The following is a 15,417-nucleotide window of genomic DNA, read 5'->3' on the forward strand; positions in this document are numbered from 1 at the left end:
TGCCTTTAGGCAGACTTTTTGAGTCCCTTAGACTCAAGTAAGGTCATCGGCGCGTCGATGTTCTCGGCGTCGAAGGTCAGCTCACGCAGGTCGTCGAGCGGCATCTCGAACAGCAGGTCGGTCATGGCCTTTTCCAGCACGGCGCGCAGGCCGCGTGCGCCCGTCTTGCGCTCGCGGGCGCGGTGCGCCACTTCCTTGAGGGCCGCCTCGGTAAAGGTCAGGTCCACGTCCTGAAACCCGAACAGCGCCTGGTACTGCTTGATGATCGCGCCCTGCGGCTCGGTCAGGATCCGCACCAGGGCCTCCTCGTCGAGGTCCTGAAGCTGCACGACCAGCGGCAGACGGCCCACGAACTCCGGGATCAACCCGAACTTCACGAGGTCTTCCGGCAGGAAGCGGACTTCCTGCTTCTCCTCGCCCTTGTGCTCGGCCCCGAAACCCACCGCGCGGACGTTGGTGCGGGCGCGGGCGATCTCGGTCATGCTCTCGAAAGCCCCGCCCACGATGAACAGGATGTTCTTGGTGTTCACCTGCACGAGTTCTTGCTGCGGGTGCTTGCGGCCCCCCTGCGGCGGGACCTGCGCGACCGTGCCTTCGATGATCTTGAGAAGGGCCTGCTGCACGCCCTCGCCCGACACGTCACGGGTGATCGAGGTGCCTTCGGACTTGCGGGCGATCTTGTCGATCTCGTCGATGTAGATGATGCCGCGCTCGGCCGCCGCCACGTCGTAGTCGGCCGCCTGGAGGAGGCGCACGATGACGTTCTCCACGTCGTCGCCCACGTAACCGGCCTCGGTCAGCGTGGTCGCGTCGGCGATGGCGAAGGGCACTTCGAGCATCTCCGCGAGGCTCGACGCCAGCAGCGTCTTGCCCGTACCGGTCGGCCCGATGAGCAGGATGTTGCTCTTCTGGAGATTCACGTCGGGGTGGGCGAGGCGCTGGTAGTGGCTCACGACCGCGACGGCCAGGGCCTTTTTGGCCTCGTCCTGACCGATCACGAACTCGTCGAGATAGGCCTTGATCTCGCGGGGGCTGGGCAGTTCTTCGAGCGAGAAGTCGCTGCCCGCCTTCTTGTTCTGCTTGACGAGTTCGTGGGCCCGGTCGGTGCATTCGTTGCAGATGAAGGCCGCGCGCCCCGGAGCCTCGATGAGCTGGGCGATCTGGGGGTGTTGCCGTCCACAGAAGGAGCAGCGGTCTGCGCCGGTTTTGGTCATGCGTTGCCTCCCAGGTCGCGGGTATTTTCGATGACGCTGTCGATCAGGCCGTACTTCTGGGCCTCGTCGGGCGACATGAAATAGTCGCGCTCCATGTCCCGCAGCAGCTTGTCGTGGGGCAGGTCGGTGTGCCGGTGATAGATCCCCACGAGTTTATCACGCAGGTGCAGCACTTCCTTGGCCTGCACTTCGAGGTCGGGGGTGTTGCCCCGGAACCCGGCCGAGCCCTGGTGGATCATGATGCGGCTGTTGGGCAGGGCCATGCGCTTGCCCTTGTCGCCGGCCATCAGCAGCACGCTGCCCATGCTCATGGCGATACCCACGCAGATGGTCGAGACAGGGGCCTTGATGTAGCGCATGGTGTCGTAGATCGCCAGCCCGGCGTACACCTCGCCGCCGGGGCAGTTGATGTACATCTGGATTTCCTGCTCGGGGTTCTGCGAGTCGAGCAGCAGCAGCTGCGCCACGATGGTGTTCGCCATCTGCGACTCGATCGGCGTGCCCACGAAGATAATCCGGTCCTTGAGCAGGCGCGAGTAGATGTCGTACATCCGCTCTCCGCGCCCGGTCTGTTCGATCACGTAGGGAATCACGCTCATAACCTCGATTATCGCACGCCCGCGCGTGCAGAAGGTGTCCGGAATGCAGATGTCGCTCCGGGGCAGGCTTCACCCCGCAACGGCAAACCGCCCCCGGACCGGAGGCGGCGCACTCAGAGCGGAGCGGTCAGTAGAACTTGGTGACGCGCTCGACGCTGTGGCGGTGCTGCGAGAAGCCGTTCTCGGCGCGCTTGCCGATGGGCAGCAGGCCGGCGAACTGCACGTGGTCGGGCAGGCCCAGGAGTTCCTTGACGGCCTGGGGGTTGAAGCCGAGCATGGGCACGGTGTCGTAGCCCTTGCTGCGCGCGGCCAGCATCAGGAAGCCGAAGGCGATGTTGGCCTGGCTCAGGCCCCACTGGCCACGCTGCGCCACGTCCTGGCCACCGAAGGCGCCCTCGATGGTCTTGCGCTGGCCGGCGCGGCCTTCCTCGCCCATGCCGGGGTGCGCGGTTTCCTCGACGGTCGCGATGGTGTCTTCCATGTCGCTGTAGACCACGATGACGGCGGGCGCGCTCGTGACCTGACCCTGGCCGTAGGCGGCTTCCTGGAGCTTGGCCTGGAGTTCGGGGTTCTGCACGACGGCGAAGCGCCAGGTCTGGAAGTTCCAGGCGCTGGGGGCCAGGCCGGCGAGCCGCAGGATTTCGTGGAGGTCGCCCTGGTCCATGGGCTCCTGCACGAACTTGCGGATGCTCACGCGGGTCTCGATGGCTTCGGCGACGCTCAGGTCTTTGGTCTGGGTGGCAGTCATGACAGGATGCTAGACCAACCGGTTTAAAAAGTCAATCGGTGTAATCCTGGTACTAATTGGTCTGGTCAACAGGTGTAAGATAGGCGCATGACCCCTGAGAATGCCGCATTCTGCCCGGTGTACCGGGCCATCGGGGTGTTGCAGGAAAAGTGGGTGCTGCATATCGTGCGCGCGCTGCTCGGCGGAGAGAAGGGCTTCAACGAACTCGCCCGCGCGGTGGGCGGATGCAACAGCGCCACCCTCACGCAACGCCTCGAACACCTCGAACACCTCCACCTCATCCACAAGCGCACCGAGGACGCGCAGGTCAAGCTCGCGCGCAGCGTGTACTCGCTGACCCCCGCCGGTCAGGAGCTGCAGGGCGTCATCGACGCCATCGACCTGTGGGCGCGCCGACACCTGAACCTGCCGGAGACGGCGACAGAGGGCGGCTGCGCGGGCAGCGAACCCGTCCTGCGCTGAATCGTTCCCGGCACCCCTGCCCCAGAAGAACCGGGCCGCCCCCAGTGGAGGTGGCCCGGTTGCGTTGACGCGGCGCTCAGTAGTCGATCGTCTTGACCTTGTATTTCATCTGTTTGCCGTTGTCGAGGTTCACGACGAAGCTCTCCCCGACCTTGCGGCCCATGAGTTCCTTGCCCACGGGGCTGTCGTCACTGATGCGCGGCAGGCCGCCGCTGATGACGGTCGCCTCGGGGGCGCTCACGACCTGCACCTTCATGTCCTTCTTGGTCGTCTCGTTGCTCAGCGACACGACGGCGCCCAGGCCGACCCGGCCGCCGTCCTGCGCCTCCTCGATGAGGGTGGCGCGCGCCAGGGTGTCCTCGAGTTCCTCGATGCGCGCCTCGATATTCATCTTCTCGCGCTTGGCGTCTTCCAGGCCGGTGTCCTCGTTGTCGGCGCTGGTTTCCATCTGCTCCTGCAGGATGCGCGTGGCCTCGGCCAGCCGCCCCTGTTCCTGCGCCAGCGCCTTTTGCATGCGCTCGTAGCCCTCGCGGGTCAGTCGGATCTGCTTGGTCGCCTGTGTCACGCTGCTGTTCCTCCGGGGGTCGCCGCCAGGGCGACGAGAGTGGACCGATGGGGCAAAGAGCTGAAAAGCCAGAGAATCGGCGCATATTGTGGCATAGCGCACGCGCTGGAGCAAAGCGCGGGATTCCGGTCGGCCACGCGCCCCCCCCGACAGGCCCCTCAGTGGGGACGCGTGGCCCGCAGGGTCAGGGCGGTCAGGACGCACAGCGCCGCCCCCAGGACCGCCAGGGTGACGGGTACGCTGCCCAGGCCCGAACGGGCGCTCAGCGCTCCCAGCAGGGCGGGCGCGACGATGCCGCCCACGCTGCCCGCCACGAGCAGGAACGGAATGAAGCGTGCGGGCAGGCTCTGGGTCATCCAGGCCAGCGTCGAGCCGAAGATCGGTCCCAGGCTCAGGCCGGCGACGACGTAGGCGGCGCCCGCCAGAGGGGGCAGGGCGGCGGCCGTCAGCGCACACAGGCCCGCCAGCGCCGCCGAGACCAGCACGAGCGAGCCGGGCCGCACCCGCGCCCCGAACAGTCCCGTGAGGACCCGGCCCAGCGTGAGGCCGCCCCAGTAGCCGCTGACGAACAGGGCCGCGTGCCCGTAGTTCAGGCTGTCGAGGTGCCGCCCGGCCCAGGTCCCGAAGCCCGATTCGAGCCCCACGTAACAGGCGATGAGGACCGCGAACAGCCCCGCCTGCACGCCGCTGCGCCCCCCGGCGACCTGGGGCGTCAGGGGCGGACGCAGCGCGGGCACGCCGAAGCGCTGGGCCGTGAGCAGCGTCACGGCGCACAGCGCGGCGACCGTCAGGAACGGCAGGGCCAGATGCACCGGGGCCAGCGTGACCACCAGCAGCGGGGCCAGGATGCTGCCCACGCCGAACACCGCGTTGACCAGATTGACCGCGCGGTTGCCGACGCTGGCATAGGCCGAGTTCAGGGCCGCGCTCACGCCGCCCAGGCCCAGGCCGCCGACGAGCGCCCCGGCGACCGCCACCGCCCACACGGGCGCGGCCACCAGCACGAGCATCCCCAGGATCAGGACGGCCGCCGAGGCCACCACGACCCGGCGCACCGTGACCCGCCCCAGCGCGAACCCGGCCAGCGGCGGCGCGAGGGCCGAGCCCAGGAAATGCGCGCTGGCGATCAGGCCCACGCCCGCCGTATCCACTCCGTAACGGCCCTGAAGGTACGGAAAGGCCGGGCCGTAGCTCGCCTGAAGCACGCCCATCATGAAAAAGGCGGCGGCCCCGGTCGCCAGCAGGGGAAACGACAGGCGCGGCCCCGGCGGCGGAAGATAAGGCGGCGTTTCCGGGGAGGCGGGCACAGTCACGCAGGCGAAGGTAGCACCGTCCTCTCCAGGCCGCGTCATCCCCGTCCAGCCGGGTCCGCCCCGCCTGCGCGCGCCCGGTTCAGCGCGGGGCGAAGGTCAGGCTCAGCAGCCAGCGGCCCGACTCGGGCGTCTTGCCCCACTGGTAGCCAATGCTGGGGCCGAGCAGCGAGGGCAGGTCGCCCGCACGCAGCAGCACGTCGCCGCGCAGGGCGGTGGTCTCCCCCGTCCAGCTGCGCGTGAGGCTCGAGCGCAGCATCGCCACGCCGAACTCCGGCGAGCCGAGCGGCGCACTCAGGCGGTAGGCGGCCGAGGCCGAGGTCTCGCGGTAGTCGCCGTAGTTCAGGTCGCCCACCGGGGCGCTGCCCACGGCCTGACGCTCGAAGTGCGCCACGCTGACGTTGACCCCCGGGGCCGGGTTCAGGTCGAGGGCCGGGTTCAGGTCTACGCTGCCCTGCGCCTGCCCCTGGGCGGGAAAGGTGAAGAGCCGCGCCGAGGCCCCCAGGCGCACGCTGGCCTGCGGGGTCAGGGCCTGCGACACCGACCCGCCCGCCTCGCTCTGGGTGTAGGGCGCGGTCAGGTCACCCTGCACCGCCACCCCCACGTTGTTCAGGACGCGCACGCGGCCCTCCAGCGCCGTGAGGGCGTACCCGGCCGTGACCCGCGAGGACGCCCCGCCCCCGCGCAGCAGCGCGCCGTACTGCACGCCGCGCCAGGGGTCGTGCGTGACCTGCGCGGTGGGAATCCCGGCCTCGGCCGTATAGCCGTTGCTGTAGACCCCGGCCGCGTAGGTCGTGTCGTTCTGGCGGGTCGAGACGTTGTACTCAACGTACTTCTCGTTGCGCACCACCGACAGGCGCCAGTCGGCCCCGAAGGGCAGCGGGAAGTAACGCACCCCGAAGCCCGAGTCGGTCGAGGCGGCCAGCTCCGTGCTCGAAAAGCGCGAGAGGTAGTTGGCCGGCAGCTTGAGGCTCACCTGCGCCGAGGCGGCGGGCAGCAGGGCCAGCGCACTCAGCGCCAGCACGCGGCAGGGTCCGGACATGGACAGGTTTGGCATGGCGCCCATCCTGCCTGCCGCAGCCTGACGCGAGGTGAACGTGATCTGGGCCACCCTCATGAGGGCGCGCCTGCCTCCCCCGTTCCGTCAGGCCCGGATGTTCACGATGGTCACGCCGTGGCCGCCCTGGTTGGCCTCCGCGTCGTGGAAGGACTCGACGTTCTTGTCGTTTTTCAGGTAGTCGCGCAGGGTCCGGCGCAGCACGCCCATACCCTTGCCGTGTACGACCCGCAGCGGCGTCTCCTTCAGGGCGCGCGCTTCCAGGATCGCGGTGCGCAGTTCCTCGACCGCCTCCTCGACGCCCAGGCCCCGCAGTTGCAGTTCGCTCTGGAAGTTGTTGGCCGTGCGGCCCACGAAGGCCACGCGCGGCGCGCTGCTGCGGGACTTGGGCGCCGCCGGCTTCGGCTCGTCCTTGAGACGCACGTCGCGCCGCTTGACACCCACCTTCATCACGCCGAGCTGCACGACGAGGTCGTCGCCGCGCATCTCCAGCACCTGCCCCTGGGCGTTGTAGGCGGGCACGTCCACCCGGCTGCCCACCCGGATGGGATCGCCCCGGTCCTCGCGTACGGGCGGCGCGGGGCGGATCTTCTGGGCGGCGGTGCGCAGTTCGCGCAGCTCCTGCATTACGCGGGGGCGGGCGCTGTCCTCCTGGGCGCGGGCGCGTAGGGTCCGCACGCGCTCGATGGCGTCGGCGTACAGCGTCTCGGCCTTCTGCGAGGCCTCGGCCAGCATCTCGCCCCGGCGGGTCTCCAGGGTCTCGCGCTCGGCCCGCACGCGCCCGAGTTCGGCCTCGGCCTCGCGGCGTGCGGCGGCGGCCCCTTCCAGTTGCCCGGCCAGGTCGGCGCGCTCGCGCTCCAGGCCCTCGAGCATGCGCTCCATCAGGCCCGCGTCGGGGCCGAGCAGGGTCTCGGCGCGGTCGAGCACCCCACCCGGCAGCCCCATGCGCCGCGCGATGGCCAGGGCGTAGCTGCGCCCCGGCTGCCCGACCTGCAGGTGATAGGTCGGGCCGAGGGTCTGGAGGTCGAAGCCCATGCTGGCGTTCTTCAGGCCGGGCGTCTCCAGCGCGAACTGTTTGAGGGGCGAGAGGTGCGAGGTGATGATGCCGCGCGCGTCCTGCGAGAGCAGGCACTCGATCATCGCCTGGGCCAGCGCGGCGCCCTCGTCGGGGTCGGTGCCGCTGCCCAGCTCGTCCACCAGCACCAGCGTGTCGGGCGCGGCGTGGCGCAGCACGTAGCGCAGGTGCTTGAGGTGCGAGGCGAAGGTGGACAGGCTCGCCTCGATGCTCTGCTCGTCGCCCACGTCCACGAGCACGTCGCGCACGACCGGCAGCTTGGCGCTCGCCGCCGCCACGTACAGCCCGCACTGGTGCATGAGGACGTTCAGGCCCAGCGTCTTGAGGGTCGCCGTCTTGCCGCCCATGTTCGGCCCGGTGATGAGCAGCAGCTTGGTGTCGCCCAGCACGATGTCGTTGGGCACCGGGTTCTCGATCAGGGGGTGGCGGGCCTCGCGCAGGTCGTAACGGCCGTCCGGGGAGCCCTCGGGGCGGTTCAGGCGCCAGTCGCGCGCCAGCCGCGCCTTGGCGGCGATCAGGTCCAGCTCGCCCACCGTGACCAGCGTCCGGGGAATGGCCGAGTCGGAGGCGAGCAGGCCCGACAGCTCGGTCAGGATGCGCCGCACCTCGGCCTCCTCGTCGAGGATCAGGCGGGTCAGCTCGTTGTTCAGGGGCGTGACGGCCGCCGGTTCGACGAAGTAGGTCTGCCCGGTCGCCGAGGCGTCCACGATGATGCCCTGCACCTGCCCCACGCGGCTCGCCAGCACCGGCAGCACGTAGCGGTCGCGGCGGATGGTGACGATGTGCTCCTGAAGCAGGTCGGCCCACTTCTCCAGCGTGGCGGCCAGGCGCTCGCGGATGCGGCCCCGCAGCGGCTCGATGCGTTTGCGCAGGTCGCGCAGGCGGGGCGAGGCGTCGTCGCGCACGCCGCCGTCACGGTCCAGCGCCGAGAGGGTCCGGCGCACGAGTTCGCTGTGGTCGCCCAGTCCCAGCCCCCAGCGCTCGCCCGACACGACCGCGCGCAGCGGCCCGCGCGAATTGGTGTGGACGGCGCGCCCCACCGTCATGGCCCCGTCGAGCGAATACGCGGCGTTCAGCAGGTCCTGGCCCGAGAGCACCCGGCCCTCGCCCGCCCGCGCGTGCAGCTCCCGGATGTCCTGAATGCCGCCCAGCGAGAGGCTCACGCCGAAGAGCGCGTCTTCCACCTCGTCGAGTTCCCGCGCGATCTGCCCGGCGTCGTCCGAGGGGCTCAGGGCGCGCGCCCGCTCGGTGCCGAGCGAGGTCGCGCTGCGCTCGGCGAGGGCGTCGCGGATACGGGGAAAATCGAGGGCGGACAGGGCGCGCGAATCAAAAGCCATCTTGCCCCGGAGCATAAGCGAGCGCCCAGACAAAAATCGTGGGCCGGGTGGCTTAGGGCGTGCTTAGGAAGCGTTGAGACACGGCGCCGCCCGCGCTTCCTCCAGCGCCGCCAGAAAGGCCTGCGGGTCGTCCACGTGCAGGGTCACCGCCCGCACCTCGCGCTCGGCCCAGTACACGCCCTGGAACCGCTGGGGCGCGGCGAAGTGCAGGGTGACGTTGGGCTTCACGTCTATGGCGATGTTCAGCACCTCGGCATCACGCGCCGGGTCGTGGGGCCGGGCGCCGGTCACCCGGTCCAGCGGCACGCTGCCGGTCCAGTGCAGCCCCGAACGCAGGTACAGCCGCCCCGCGGTGAGGGTCACGGGCCGGGTCGCCAGTGCCCGGCCGTAGGCCAGCAGCCACAGCAGGCCCGTGACCTCCACGCCCGTCCACGCCCAGGCCGCCAGCGGGTGCCAGCGCGCGAGCAGGGTGTGGGTCAGCAGGCCCTCCACCACCGCGAGCAGCCCCAGCAGCGCGAAGGTGCTGCCGGTCGTGGCCCCCCGGCGCGTGCCGAACAGCTGCCCCTGCGGCAGGCGGGGCCGCGCCAGCAGGTGCCGGAACAGCGTCAGGTCGTACACGGCCAGCCGGACCACGCGCGGCGAGGGATGCAGCCGCGTCCAGAAGGCGTACCCCCGTTCCAGGTCGTCCAGCTCATGGAAGTCGGCGGGCAGCGGCGTGCGCAGACCGCGCCGCAGGTGCAGGGCCGCCAGCCCCAGCGCCGCGCCCTCCAGCCACAGCGCGCCGCGCACCTCGGGAAAGGCCAGCCCGACGAGCAGCGCCCCGCGCAGGCCCACCGTACCCGCCAGCCGCAGGGTCCGCCCGCCCCGGGGGGTCAGCCACAGGGTCAGCAGGGTGGCCGTCACCACGGCGTCGAACAGCGCCAGCCCCGCGAACAGGCTGCGGGATTCCTGCGGATACAGCCGCGCGAGCAGCAGGGCCAGGGGCACGGTCAGGGCCGGCCACAGCCACGAGACGCGAACGGCGAGCGGAACGGTCGGAAGTCGGCCCAGCATGAACGCCTCCTCAAGGATTCTGTCCGGCAGCGTACCGGACCGCCGGCTCCGATTTGACCCAGGCTTACGTTCGGGGGCACCGCACGGCCGTCAGAATGTGTGCCATGACCGGATTACGGGTACTGGTGAGTGGGGCGAGCGGCTTCGTGGGGCGGGCGGTCGTGGCCGAACTCCTGCGGCAGGGGCACACCGTCTTCGCCGGGTCGCGCCGGGGCGAGGCGGTCGGCGGGGCCCAGGGCGTCAAGCTCGACGTGACCGACGCGGCCAGTGCGCTGCGGGCCGTCCAGCAGGCCGAGCCCGACGCGGTGGTCCACCTCGTGGGTATCATCGCCCAGACCAAGGACCAGACCTTCCAGGCCGCGCACGTCGAGGGCACGCGTCACATGCTAGCCGCCACGCCGCGCGGCGCGCGCTACCTGCACATGAGCGCGCTGGGGGCCGACCCCGCCAGCAAGAGCCGCTACTCGGCGACCAAGGGCGAGGCCGAGGCGCTCGTGCGCAGCAGCGGCCTGGACTGGACCATCTTCCGGCCCAGCCTGATCTTCGGCCAGGGCGACGACTTTTTCGGGCGCGTGCTGAAGGAACTCGTGACGACCGCGCCCATCGTGCCCCAGATCGGCGACGGCCGGTTCCCCTTCCGGCCGGTGAGCATCTCGGACGTGGCCCAGGCCTTCGCGGGGGCGCTGACCCGGCCCGGGACCATTGGGCAGACCTACGCCCTGACCGGCCCCGAGGAATTCACCTTCCGGCAGCTCCTCGACGAGGAACAGCGCGCCCTGGGCCAGCACAAGCCGGTCGTGCCGGTGCCCCTGCCGCTGATGGACCTCGCCGTGCCGCTCATGGGGGCGCTGCCCAAGCCGCCCATCACGACCGACCAGTACGCCATGCTCAAGGCGGGCAACACCGCGCCCAACGAACCGGCGCGCAGCGTGTTCGGCCTGCCGATGCACCGCCTTCAGGACGCGCTGCCGGGCATCGTGAAGGGTGGGCGCTGAAGCCCGGAGGCGACGCTACTCCAGCTCGTCGTAGTGGTGGAGCAGCGCCGCCTCGGGGTCGCCCACCGAGGCGTGGTGGCGCGCCACGAGCTGCGCGACCCGGGGCCGTCCCCCCGCGTGGGCCAGAAGCTGCGCGCCCAGTTCGGGATGGGCCGCGCGTACGCCCAGCGCGCCGACCGGGGGCAGCAGGGCCGCGAGGCGCTGCGGCACCAGCCCGATCAGCACCCGCTCCCAGACGCGGTAGGGACGCACGCTCTTGCCGCTGTCGTGGAGCAGCGCCGCCGCGACCAGTTCCGCACCGGCCTGGGGATGGCCGCGCAGCAGGTGACGGGTCACGCGGCAGGCGTGTTCGCGGTCGCGGGCATCCATGCCCAGGTACACCCGCGCCTCGGCGGGCGTGAGCAGCGAGGTCGCCCAGCGGTCGTCGGGGTGGGCATCGGTTTCGCGGACACTGCGCACCAGTCGGCGCACCTTGCCCGCATACCCCTGCCCCCGGCGGCGCAGCCGGTCGGAGATCGAAAAGCGGCGCATGTCTCTCAGCCTACCGGAAACCCCGGACAGGAACGGCCCCCGAACCCGCAGCGGGGTGGGGGCCGTCCGGCAGGCCAGGGCTCAGTCGGCGGCCGTCTCGCCGCCCTGATCGCCCTCGCCCTCGTCGCCCAGCGCGGCCAGCGAGCGCTCGACCGTCATGGCGGCGCGGGTCCCGGCCCCCACGCTCGTGGCGAGCTGGCGGTACACGTAGTCGCTCACGTCACCGGCCGCGAACAGCATCGGCACGCTGGTGTAGATCTCCTCGGTGACCTCCACGTAGCCGTCCTCGCGCAGTGCCACGGCACCCTTTACGAAGTCGGTGTTGGGAATGTGCCCGATGAAGATGAACACGCCGTCGGTGGGCATGTCGCTCACCTCGCCGGTCTTGAGGTTCTTCAGGCGTACGCCGTTGACGTTGTCCTCGCCCTTGATCTCCTCGACCGCCGTGTCCCAGATGAACTTCATCTTGGGGTTCGAGAAGGCGCGGGCCTGGGCCACCTTGTTGGCGCGCAGGGCGTCGCGGCGGTGGATCAGCGTGACTTCCTCGGCGAACTTGGTCAGGAACAGGCCTTCCTCGACGGCCGCGTCGCCGCCGCCCACCACGACCACCTTCTTGCCCCGGTAGAAAAAGCCGTCGCAGGTCGCGCAGGTGCTCACGCCCCGGCCCCAGAACTCCTCCTCGCCGGGCACGTTCAGGCGTTTGGGGTTGGCTCCGGTCGCCAGAATCACGCTCTTGGCGCGGTATTCGCCGCCGTAGCCCGCCACCGTGAAGGCGTAGGGCTGCGCCGACGGATCGTGGCGGATGGCCTGCACCTCGTCCATCTCGATCTTCGCCCCGAACTTCTCGGCCTGCTGCTGCATGCGCGCCGCAAGTTCCATGCCCGGAATCGGCTCCGGAAAGCCGGGGTAGTTCTCGACTTCCTCGGTCTGGGCGATCTGGCCGCCGGGCAGCCCCTTTTCCAGAATCACGGTCGAGAGGTTGGCGCGGCCCGTGTAGATGGCCGCCGTCAGGCCGGCGGGACCGCCACCGATGATGACGACGTCATAGTCCTGGGCAGGGGTACTGGTCATGTCATGAGCGTACCACCGGTCACATTGCCCGACCGTCAGCTGGGCACAGTTTATTTTTTAAAGCGATTGGGAAAGAAAACAAGGAAAAGCCCCACCCGGAGGTGAGGCTCTGTTGGTTGGGGTACTAGGACTCGAACCTAGATTGACGGTGTCAGAGACCGGCGTCCTGCCATTGGACGATACCCCAGTGCGCTTGTGGCTTGCCTTCGGTCCTTTCGGGTGGAGGCAGGGGGGAGTATAACCAGAGCCTGCTCCGCCGTCAATACACCCCGGGGGATGCGGTCCTGGCCGCACAAAGTCGGAAGTCGCTGAACCCCGTTCACAACGAGAAGTTTTGCGGTTGTCCCTTGGTCGCCGGTTTGGTATAATCAGGCGTTGCCGCGCCGTATGCCCTGCGCCAGAGTCCGCTCCGGCGGGTGCAGCGGGCAGGTATCAGGTAAGGCGTCAGCGGACCGGCAAGGACCGCGCGCCAGGAGGAACAGGAGTTCATGGAAGACAACACTCAGACCCCCGCCCAGCAAGGCGGGACTCAGCCCCAGGTGGGCGTGACCCCCAGCACCGCTCCCCAGACCGAGGAGCGCGAGTACCCCGCCATGACCATGGAGGACATCCTCGCCAGTGAGGCGCAGGAGCCCCAGAGCGTCAGCCGCGGCGACATCGTGGACGGCACCATCGTCTTTATCGGCCAGGACGGCATCGCCGTCGACATCGGCGCGAAGGTCGAAGGCGTCATTCCCCTCAACCAGCTCGGTGAGGAAAACGTGTCGCTCGAGCAGGCCCAGGCCGAGTACAAGCAGGGCGACAAGATCGAAGCCTACGTCGTGCGCGTGGACCTCGCCAACAACCAGATCGTGCTGAGCAAGAAGCGCGCCGATCAGGACAAGGGCTGGCGCGTTCTCGAGAAGATGCAGGAAGCCGACGAGGCCTTCGAGGTCGAGGTGCTGGAAAAGGTCCGTGGCGGCCTGGTCGCGCAGGTCGAGGGCATCCGCGCCTTCCTGCCCGCCTCGCAGGTCGACACGCGCCGCGTGAACGACCTCGATCCCTTCGTGGGCCACCCGCTGATGGTCAAGCTCATTGAGCTCAACCGCAAGCGCAACCGCGTGATCATCAGCCACCGCGCCATCATGGAAGCCGAGAAGGCCAAGGCCCGTGAAGCGACGGTCGGCCAGCTCAACGCCGGCGCCGTGTTCGAGGGCGAAGTCGTCGAGATCACCGATTTCGGCGTGTTTGTGAACCTGGGCGGCATTGACGGTCTGGTGCACCGCAGCGAGCTGACCTACGGCCGCTTCAACCACCCCCGCGACGTGGTCAAGGTGGGCGACAAGGTCCAGGTCCAGGTCATCGACGTGGACGAAGGCCGCGAGCGCATCAACCTGTCGATGAAGGCCCTGACCCAGGACCCCTGGGAAGGTGCCACCGAGCGCTACCACATCGGCCAGAAGGTCAAGGGCAAGATCACCAACCTCACCAACTTCGGCGCCTTCGTGGAGCTGGAGTCGGGCCTCGAAGGTCTGGTGCATGTCAGCGAGATGAGCTGGACCAAGCGCGTGCGTCACCCCAACGAAGTCATGAAGGAAGGCGACGAGGTCGAGGCGGTCATCCTGCGGATCGACCCCAAGGACCGGCGCATCAGCCTCGGGATCCGTCAGACCACGGACGATCCCTGGAGCGCGCTGCCTGACCGCTACCCGCCCGGCACGCCCGTCAAGGGCAAGATCACCGGCATGACCGACTTCGGCGTGTTCATGGAGATCGAAGAAGGCATCGAGGGCCTGATCCACATCAGCGAACTCGACACCCAGCGCGTGAACAACCCGGCCGACCTGTTCAAGAAGGGCGACGAGATCGAAGCCGTCATCCTGAACATCGACCCGGTCGAGCAGCGCGCCAGCCTGAGCCGTCGCCGCTTCCTGACCGGCGGCACCGTGCCGACCCAGGGCGGCGCCCGCGACTACGTCAGCCAGGGCGGCGGCAGCCGCAGCGACCGCTACAGCAGCGGTGGCCAGGGCGGCGGACGCAGCGGCGGCCGTGGTGGCCGTGGCGGCGGCGCGGACTACAACTACAACGCCAAGGACGCCCAGCAGGGCGGCAAGATCAGCACGAAGCTGGGCGACGTGTACGCCGACCTCTTCGCGCAGTTCGGTCTGAGCAACGACAAGAAGGACGATGCCAAGACCGAGGGCGAAACGAACGAGTAAGTTCGGCCAACCCTGAGAACGACCGCCCCCTGATGGGCGGTCGTTCTCTTTTTGTTGCCGGTGCTGCCCGACCCGGTGAAGGCCAGACAGGTGGTTCAGGCGGCGCACACCGTATTGCGGCCCGCCGCCTTGGCGCGGTACAGGGCAGCGTCGGCCCGGTCGAGCAGGGCCGCGCCCGACTCGCCGGGCTGTCCGTAGGCGACACCGAAACTGGCCGTGATCGGCCCGACCGGCCGGATCGGCTGTGCGGCGAGGCAGGCCTGTAACTTTTCGGCCACCTTCAGGCTCAGGTCGGCCCCCGGTCCGGGCAGGATCAGTAGGAATTCCTCGCCGCCCCAGCGCGCGGCCAGGGCCTCCGGCGGCAAGGTGCGCAGCGCATGGTCCGCGCAGGAGCGCAGCACCTGATCTCCGACCGCGTGGCCGTGCTCGTCGTTGATCCGCTTGAAGTGGTCGAGATCGAACAGGACCAGGGCGTAGGCCTGTCCAGACGCTTCGAGGGCCAGCAGCCGCTCCTCGGCGGCGCGGCGGTTGGCGAGGCCCGTCAGGGCGTCCTGGGCCGCCGCGACCTGGGCCGCCAGCATCGCCGCGTGCCGCCGTCCCATGACCGCCTGAAGCAGCATCATGGTGGCCCCGACCAGCAGAAACTGCGCCGTACTGGCGATCAGGCTGGTGTCCTGCCGGAAGGCCGGCACCCGCAGGAAGTGGGCAGCGACGATGACCACACTGGCGGTAAAGATCGGCAGACCCAGGTACAGGGCGTGCCGGGGAAGAAAGAACAGGAAGGCGGCGGCATACAGCGGCGCGAACCAATAGGTGCTCTCGCTGAGCATGTGCATCTGCGGCGCGAAGACCCGGAACTGGTGGTCGAGCGCCAGCAGCAGATACAGCCCATGCGCGGCAAAGACGGCCGCCTGCGCCTGCGACAGTTTCAGCTTCCGCTGCCGCAGCGCCCCCCACAGCGCCACCCACAGCAGCGCCAGCAGGGGCAAGGCCACCCGGTCGAGGGGATCGGGCGAGGGCCGCTGCCACCACAGCGCCGTCGCCGCCGCACATACGCTGACGAGCGCGGTATAGCCGAACAGATCGCGGGAGGGCGGAGTCGTCGGAATAGGCACCTCGGGGAAGGGAGCGGGAGGCCTTTAACTGACTTTCAGGATATCCAAAGTTATGGCTCCCGTGGCCAGATGGCCTCTCCGCGCCCC

General features: G+C 69.5%; 14 protein-coding genes and 1 tRNA gene. 3 read left to right on the plus strand and 12 right to left on the minus strand.

What is annotated here, in order from left to right; genetic code table 11:
- Positions 1-5 precede the first annotated feature (5 nt).
- The 3 genes from clpX to DGO_RS11740 form a co-directional block, all read right to left on the minus strand.
- Positions 6-1,214: an ATP-dependent Clp protease ATP-binding subunit ClpX gene (gene clpX, locus DGO_RS11730; protein WP_014685738.1), complete on the minus strand. Its 1,209-nt coding sequence runs from the start codon at positions 1,212-1,214 to the stop codon at positions 6-8.
- Positions 1,211-1,822 carry an ATP-dependent Clp protease proteolytic subunit gene (gene clpP / locus DGO_RS11735; RefSeq protein WP_085961073.1) on the minus strand — a complete coding sequence of 204 codons (612 nt, stop codon included), beginning with the start codon at positions 1,820-1,822 and terminating at the stop codon, positions 1,211-1,213. Before clpP ends, clpX begins: the two co-directional genes overlap by 4 nt.
- Before the next feature lie 118 nt (positions 1,823-1,940).
- Positions 1,941-2,561, minus strand: a complete 621-nt coding sequence (locus DGO_RS11740) for a nitroreductase family protein (protein WP_014685740.1) — start codon at positions 2,559-2,561, stop codon at positions 1,941-1,943.
- Positions 2,562-2,648: 87 nt separating this feature from the next.
- Between DGO_RS11740 and DGO_RS11745 the strand changes: the two genes are divergently transcribed.
- A complete protein-coding gene (locus DGO_RS11745; RefSeq protein ID WP_014685741.1) occupies positions 2,649-3,023 on the plus strand; it encodes a winged helix-turn-helix transcriptional regulator in 375 nt (124 codons plus the stop codon).
- A gap of 76 nt (positions 3,024-3,099) precedes the next feature.
- Here the strand turns inward: DGO_RS11745 and DGO_RS11750 are convergent, their stop codons facing one another.
- From DGO_RS11750 to DGO_RS11770, 5 genes are all read right to left on the minus strand, one after another.
- Positions 3,100-3,588: a GreA/GreB family elongation factor gene (locus tag DGO_RS11750; protein WP_014685742.1), complete on the minus strand. Its 489-nt coding sequence runs from the start codon at positions 3,586-3,588 to the stop codon at positions 3,100-3,102.
- A 158-nt stretch (positions 3,589-3,746) separates the two neighbouring features.
- Positions 3,747-4,901, minus strand: a complete 1,155-nt coding sequence (locus tag DGO_RS11755) for an MFS transporter (protein WP_226991361.1) — start codon at positions 4,899-4,901, stop codon at positions 3,747-3,749.
- Positions 4,902-4,980: 79 nt separating this feature from the next.
- Positions 4,981-5,955 carry a hypothetical protein gene (locus DGO_RS11760; RefSeq protein ID WP_145975318.1) on the minus strand — a complete coding sequence of 325 codons (975 nt, stop codon included), beginning with the start codon at positions 5,953-5,955 and terminating at the stop codon, positions 4,981-4,983.
- An 87-nt stretch (positions 5,956-6,042) separates the two neighbouring features.
- Complete coding sequence (locus tag DGO_RS11765; protein ID WP_014685745.1) at positions 6,043-8,367, minus strand: endonuclease MutS2; 2,325 nt, start codon at positions 8,365-8,367, stop codon at positions 6,043-6,045.
- Positions 8,368-8,430: 63 nt separating this feature from the next.
- Positions 8,431-9,420 (minus strand): hypothetical protein, encoded by a 990-nt coding sequence (locus DGO_RS11770; protein WP_014685746.1) that lies wholly within the window; start codon positions 9,418-9,420, stop codon positions 8,431-8,433.
- A gap of 104 nt (positions 9,421-9,524) precedes the next feature.
- Between DGO_RS11770 and DGO_RS11775 the strand changes: the two genes are divergently transcribed.
- Positions 9,525-10,415 carry a complex I NDUFA9 subunit family protein gene (locus DGO_RS11775; RefSeq protein ID WP_043802207.1) on the plus strand — a complete coding sequence of 297 codons (891 nt, stop codon included), beginning with the start codon at positions 9,525-9,527 and terminating at the stop codon, positions 10,413-10,415.
- Positions 10,416-10,430: 15 nt separating this feature from the next.
- On the opposite strand, the gene DGO_RS11780 is transcribed toward DGO_RS11775, so the two are convergent.
- The 3 genes from DGO_RS11780 to DGO_RS11790 form a co-directional block, all read right to left on the minus strand.
- Positions 10,431-10,946 (minus strand): HD domain-containing protein, encoded by a 516-nt coding sequence (locus DGO_RS11780; RefSeq protein ID WP_014685748.1) that lies wholly within the window; start codon positions 10,944-10,946, stop codon positions 10,431-10,433.
- Between the two features lie 81 nt (positions 10,947-11,027).
- Positions 11,028-12,017, minus strand: a complete 990-nt coding sequence (trxB, locus tag DGO_RS11785) for a thioredoxin-disulfide reductase (RefSeq protein ID WP_043802209.1) — start codon at positions 12,015-12,017, stop codon at positions 11,028-11,030.
- Positions 12,018-12,130: 113 nt separating this feature from the next.
- A tRNA-Gln gene (locus tag DGO_RS11790) sits at positions 12,131-12,204 on the minus strand.
- A gap of 301 nt (positions 12,205-12,505) precedes the next feature.
- Between DGO_RS11790 and DGO_RS11795 the strand changes: the two genes are divergently transcribed.
- Positions 12,506-14,215 carry a 30S ribosomal protein S1 gene (locus DGO_RS11795; protein WP_014685750.1) on the plus strand — a complete coding sequence of 570 codons (1,710 nt, stop codon included), beginning with the start codon at positions 12,506-12,508 and terminating at the stop codon, positions 14,213-14,215.
- A gap of 95 nt (positions 14,216-14,310) precedes the next feature.
- Here the strand turns inward: DGO_RS11795 and DGO_RS11800 are convergent, their stop codons facing one another.
- Positions 14,311-15,330, minus strand: coding sequence for a GGDEF domain-containing protein (locus DGO_RS11800; RefSeq protein ID WP_050920798.1), 1,020 nt, complete (start codon positions 15,328-15,330; stop codon positions 14,311-14,313).
- Positions 15,331-15,417 lie beyond the last annotated feature (87 nt).

This window comes from Deinococcus gobiensis I-0, from assembly GCF_000252445.1.
Classification (GTDB): Bacteria; Deinococcota; Deinococci; order Deinococcales; family Deinococcaceae; genus Deinococcus; species Deinococcus gobiensis.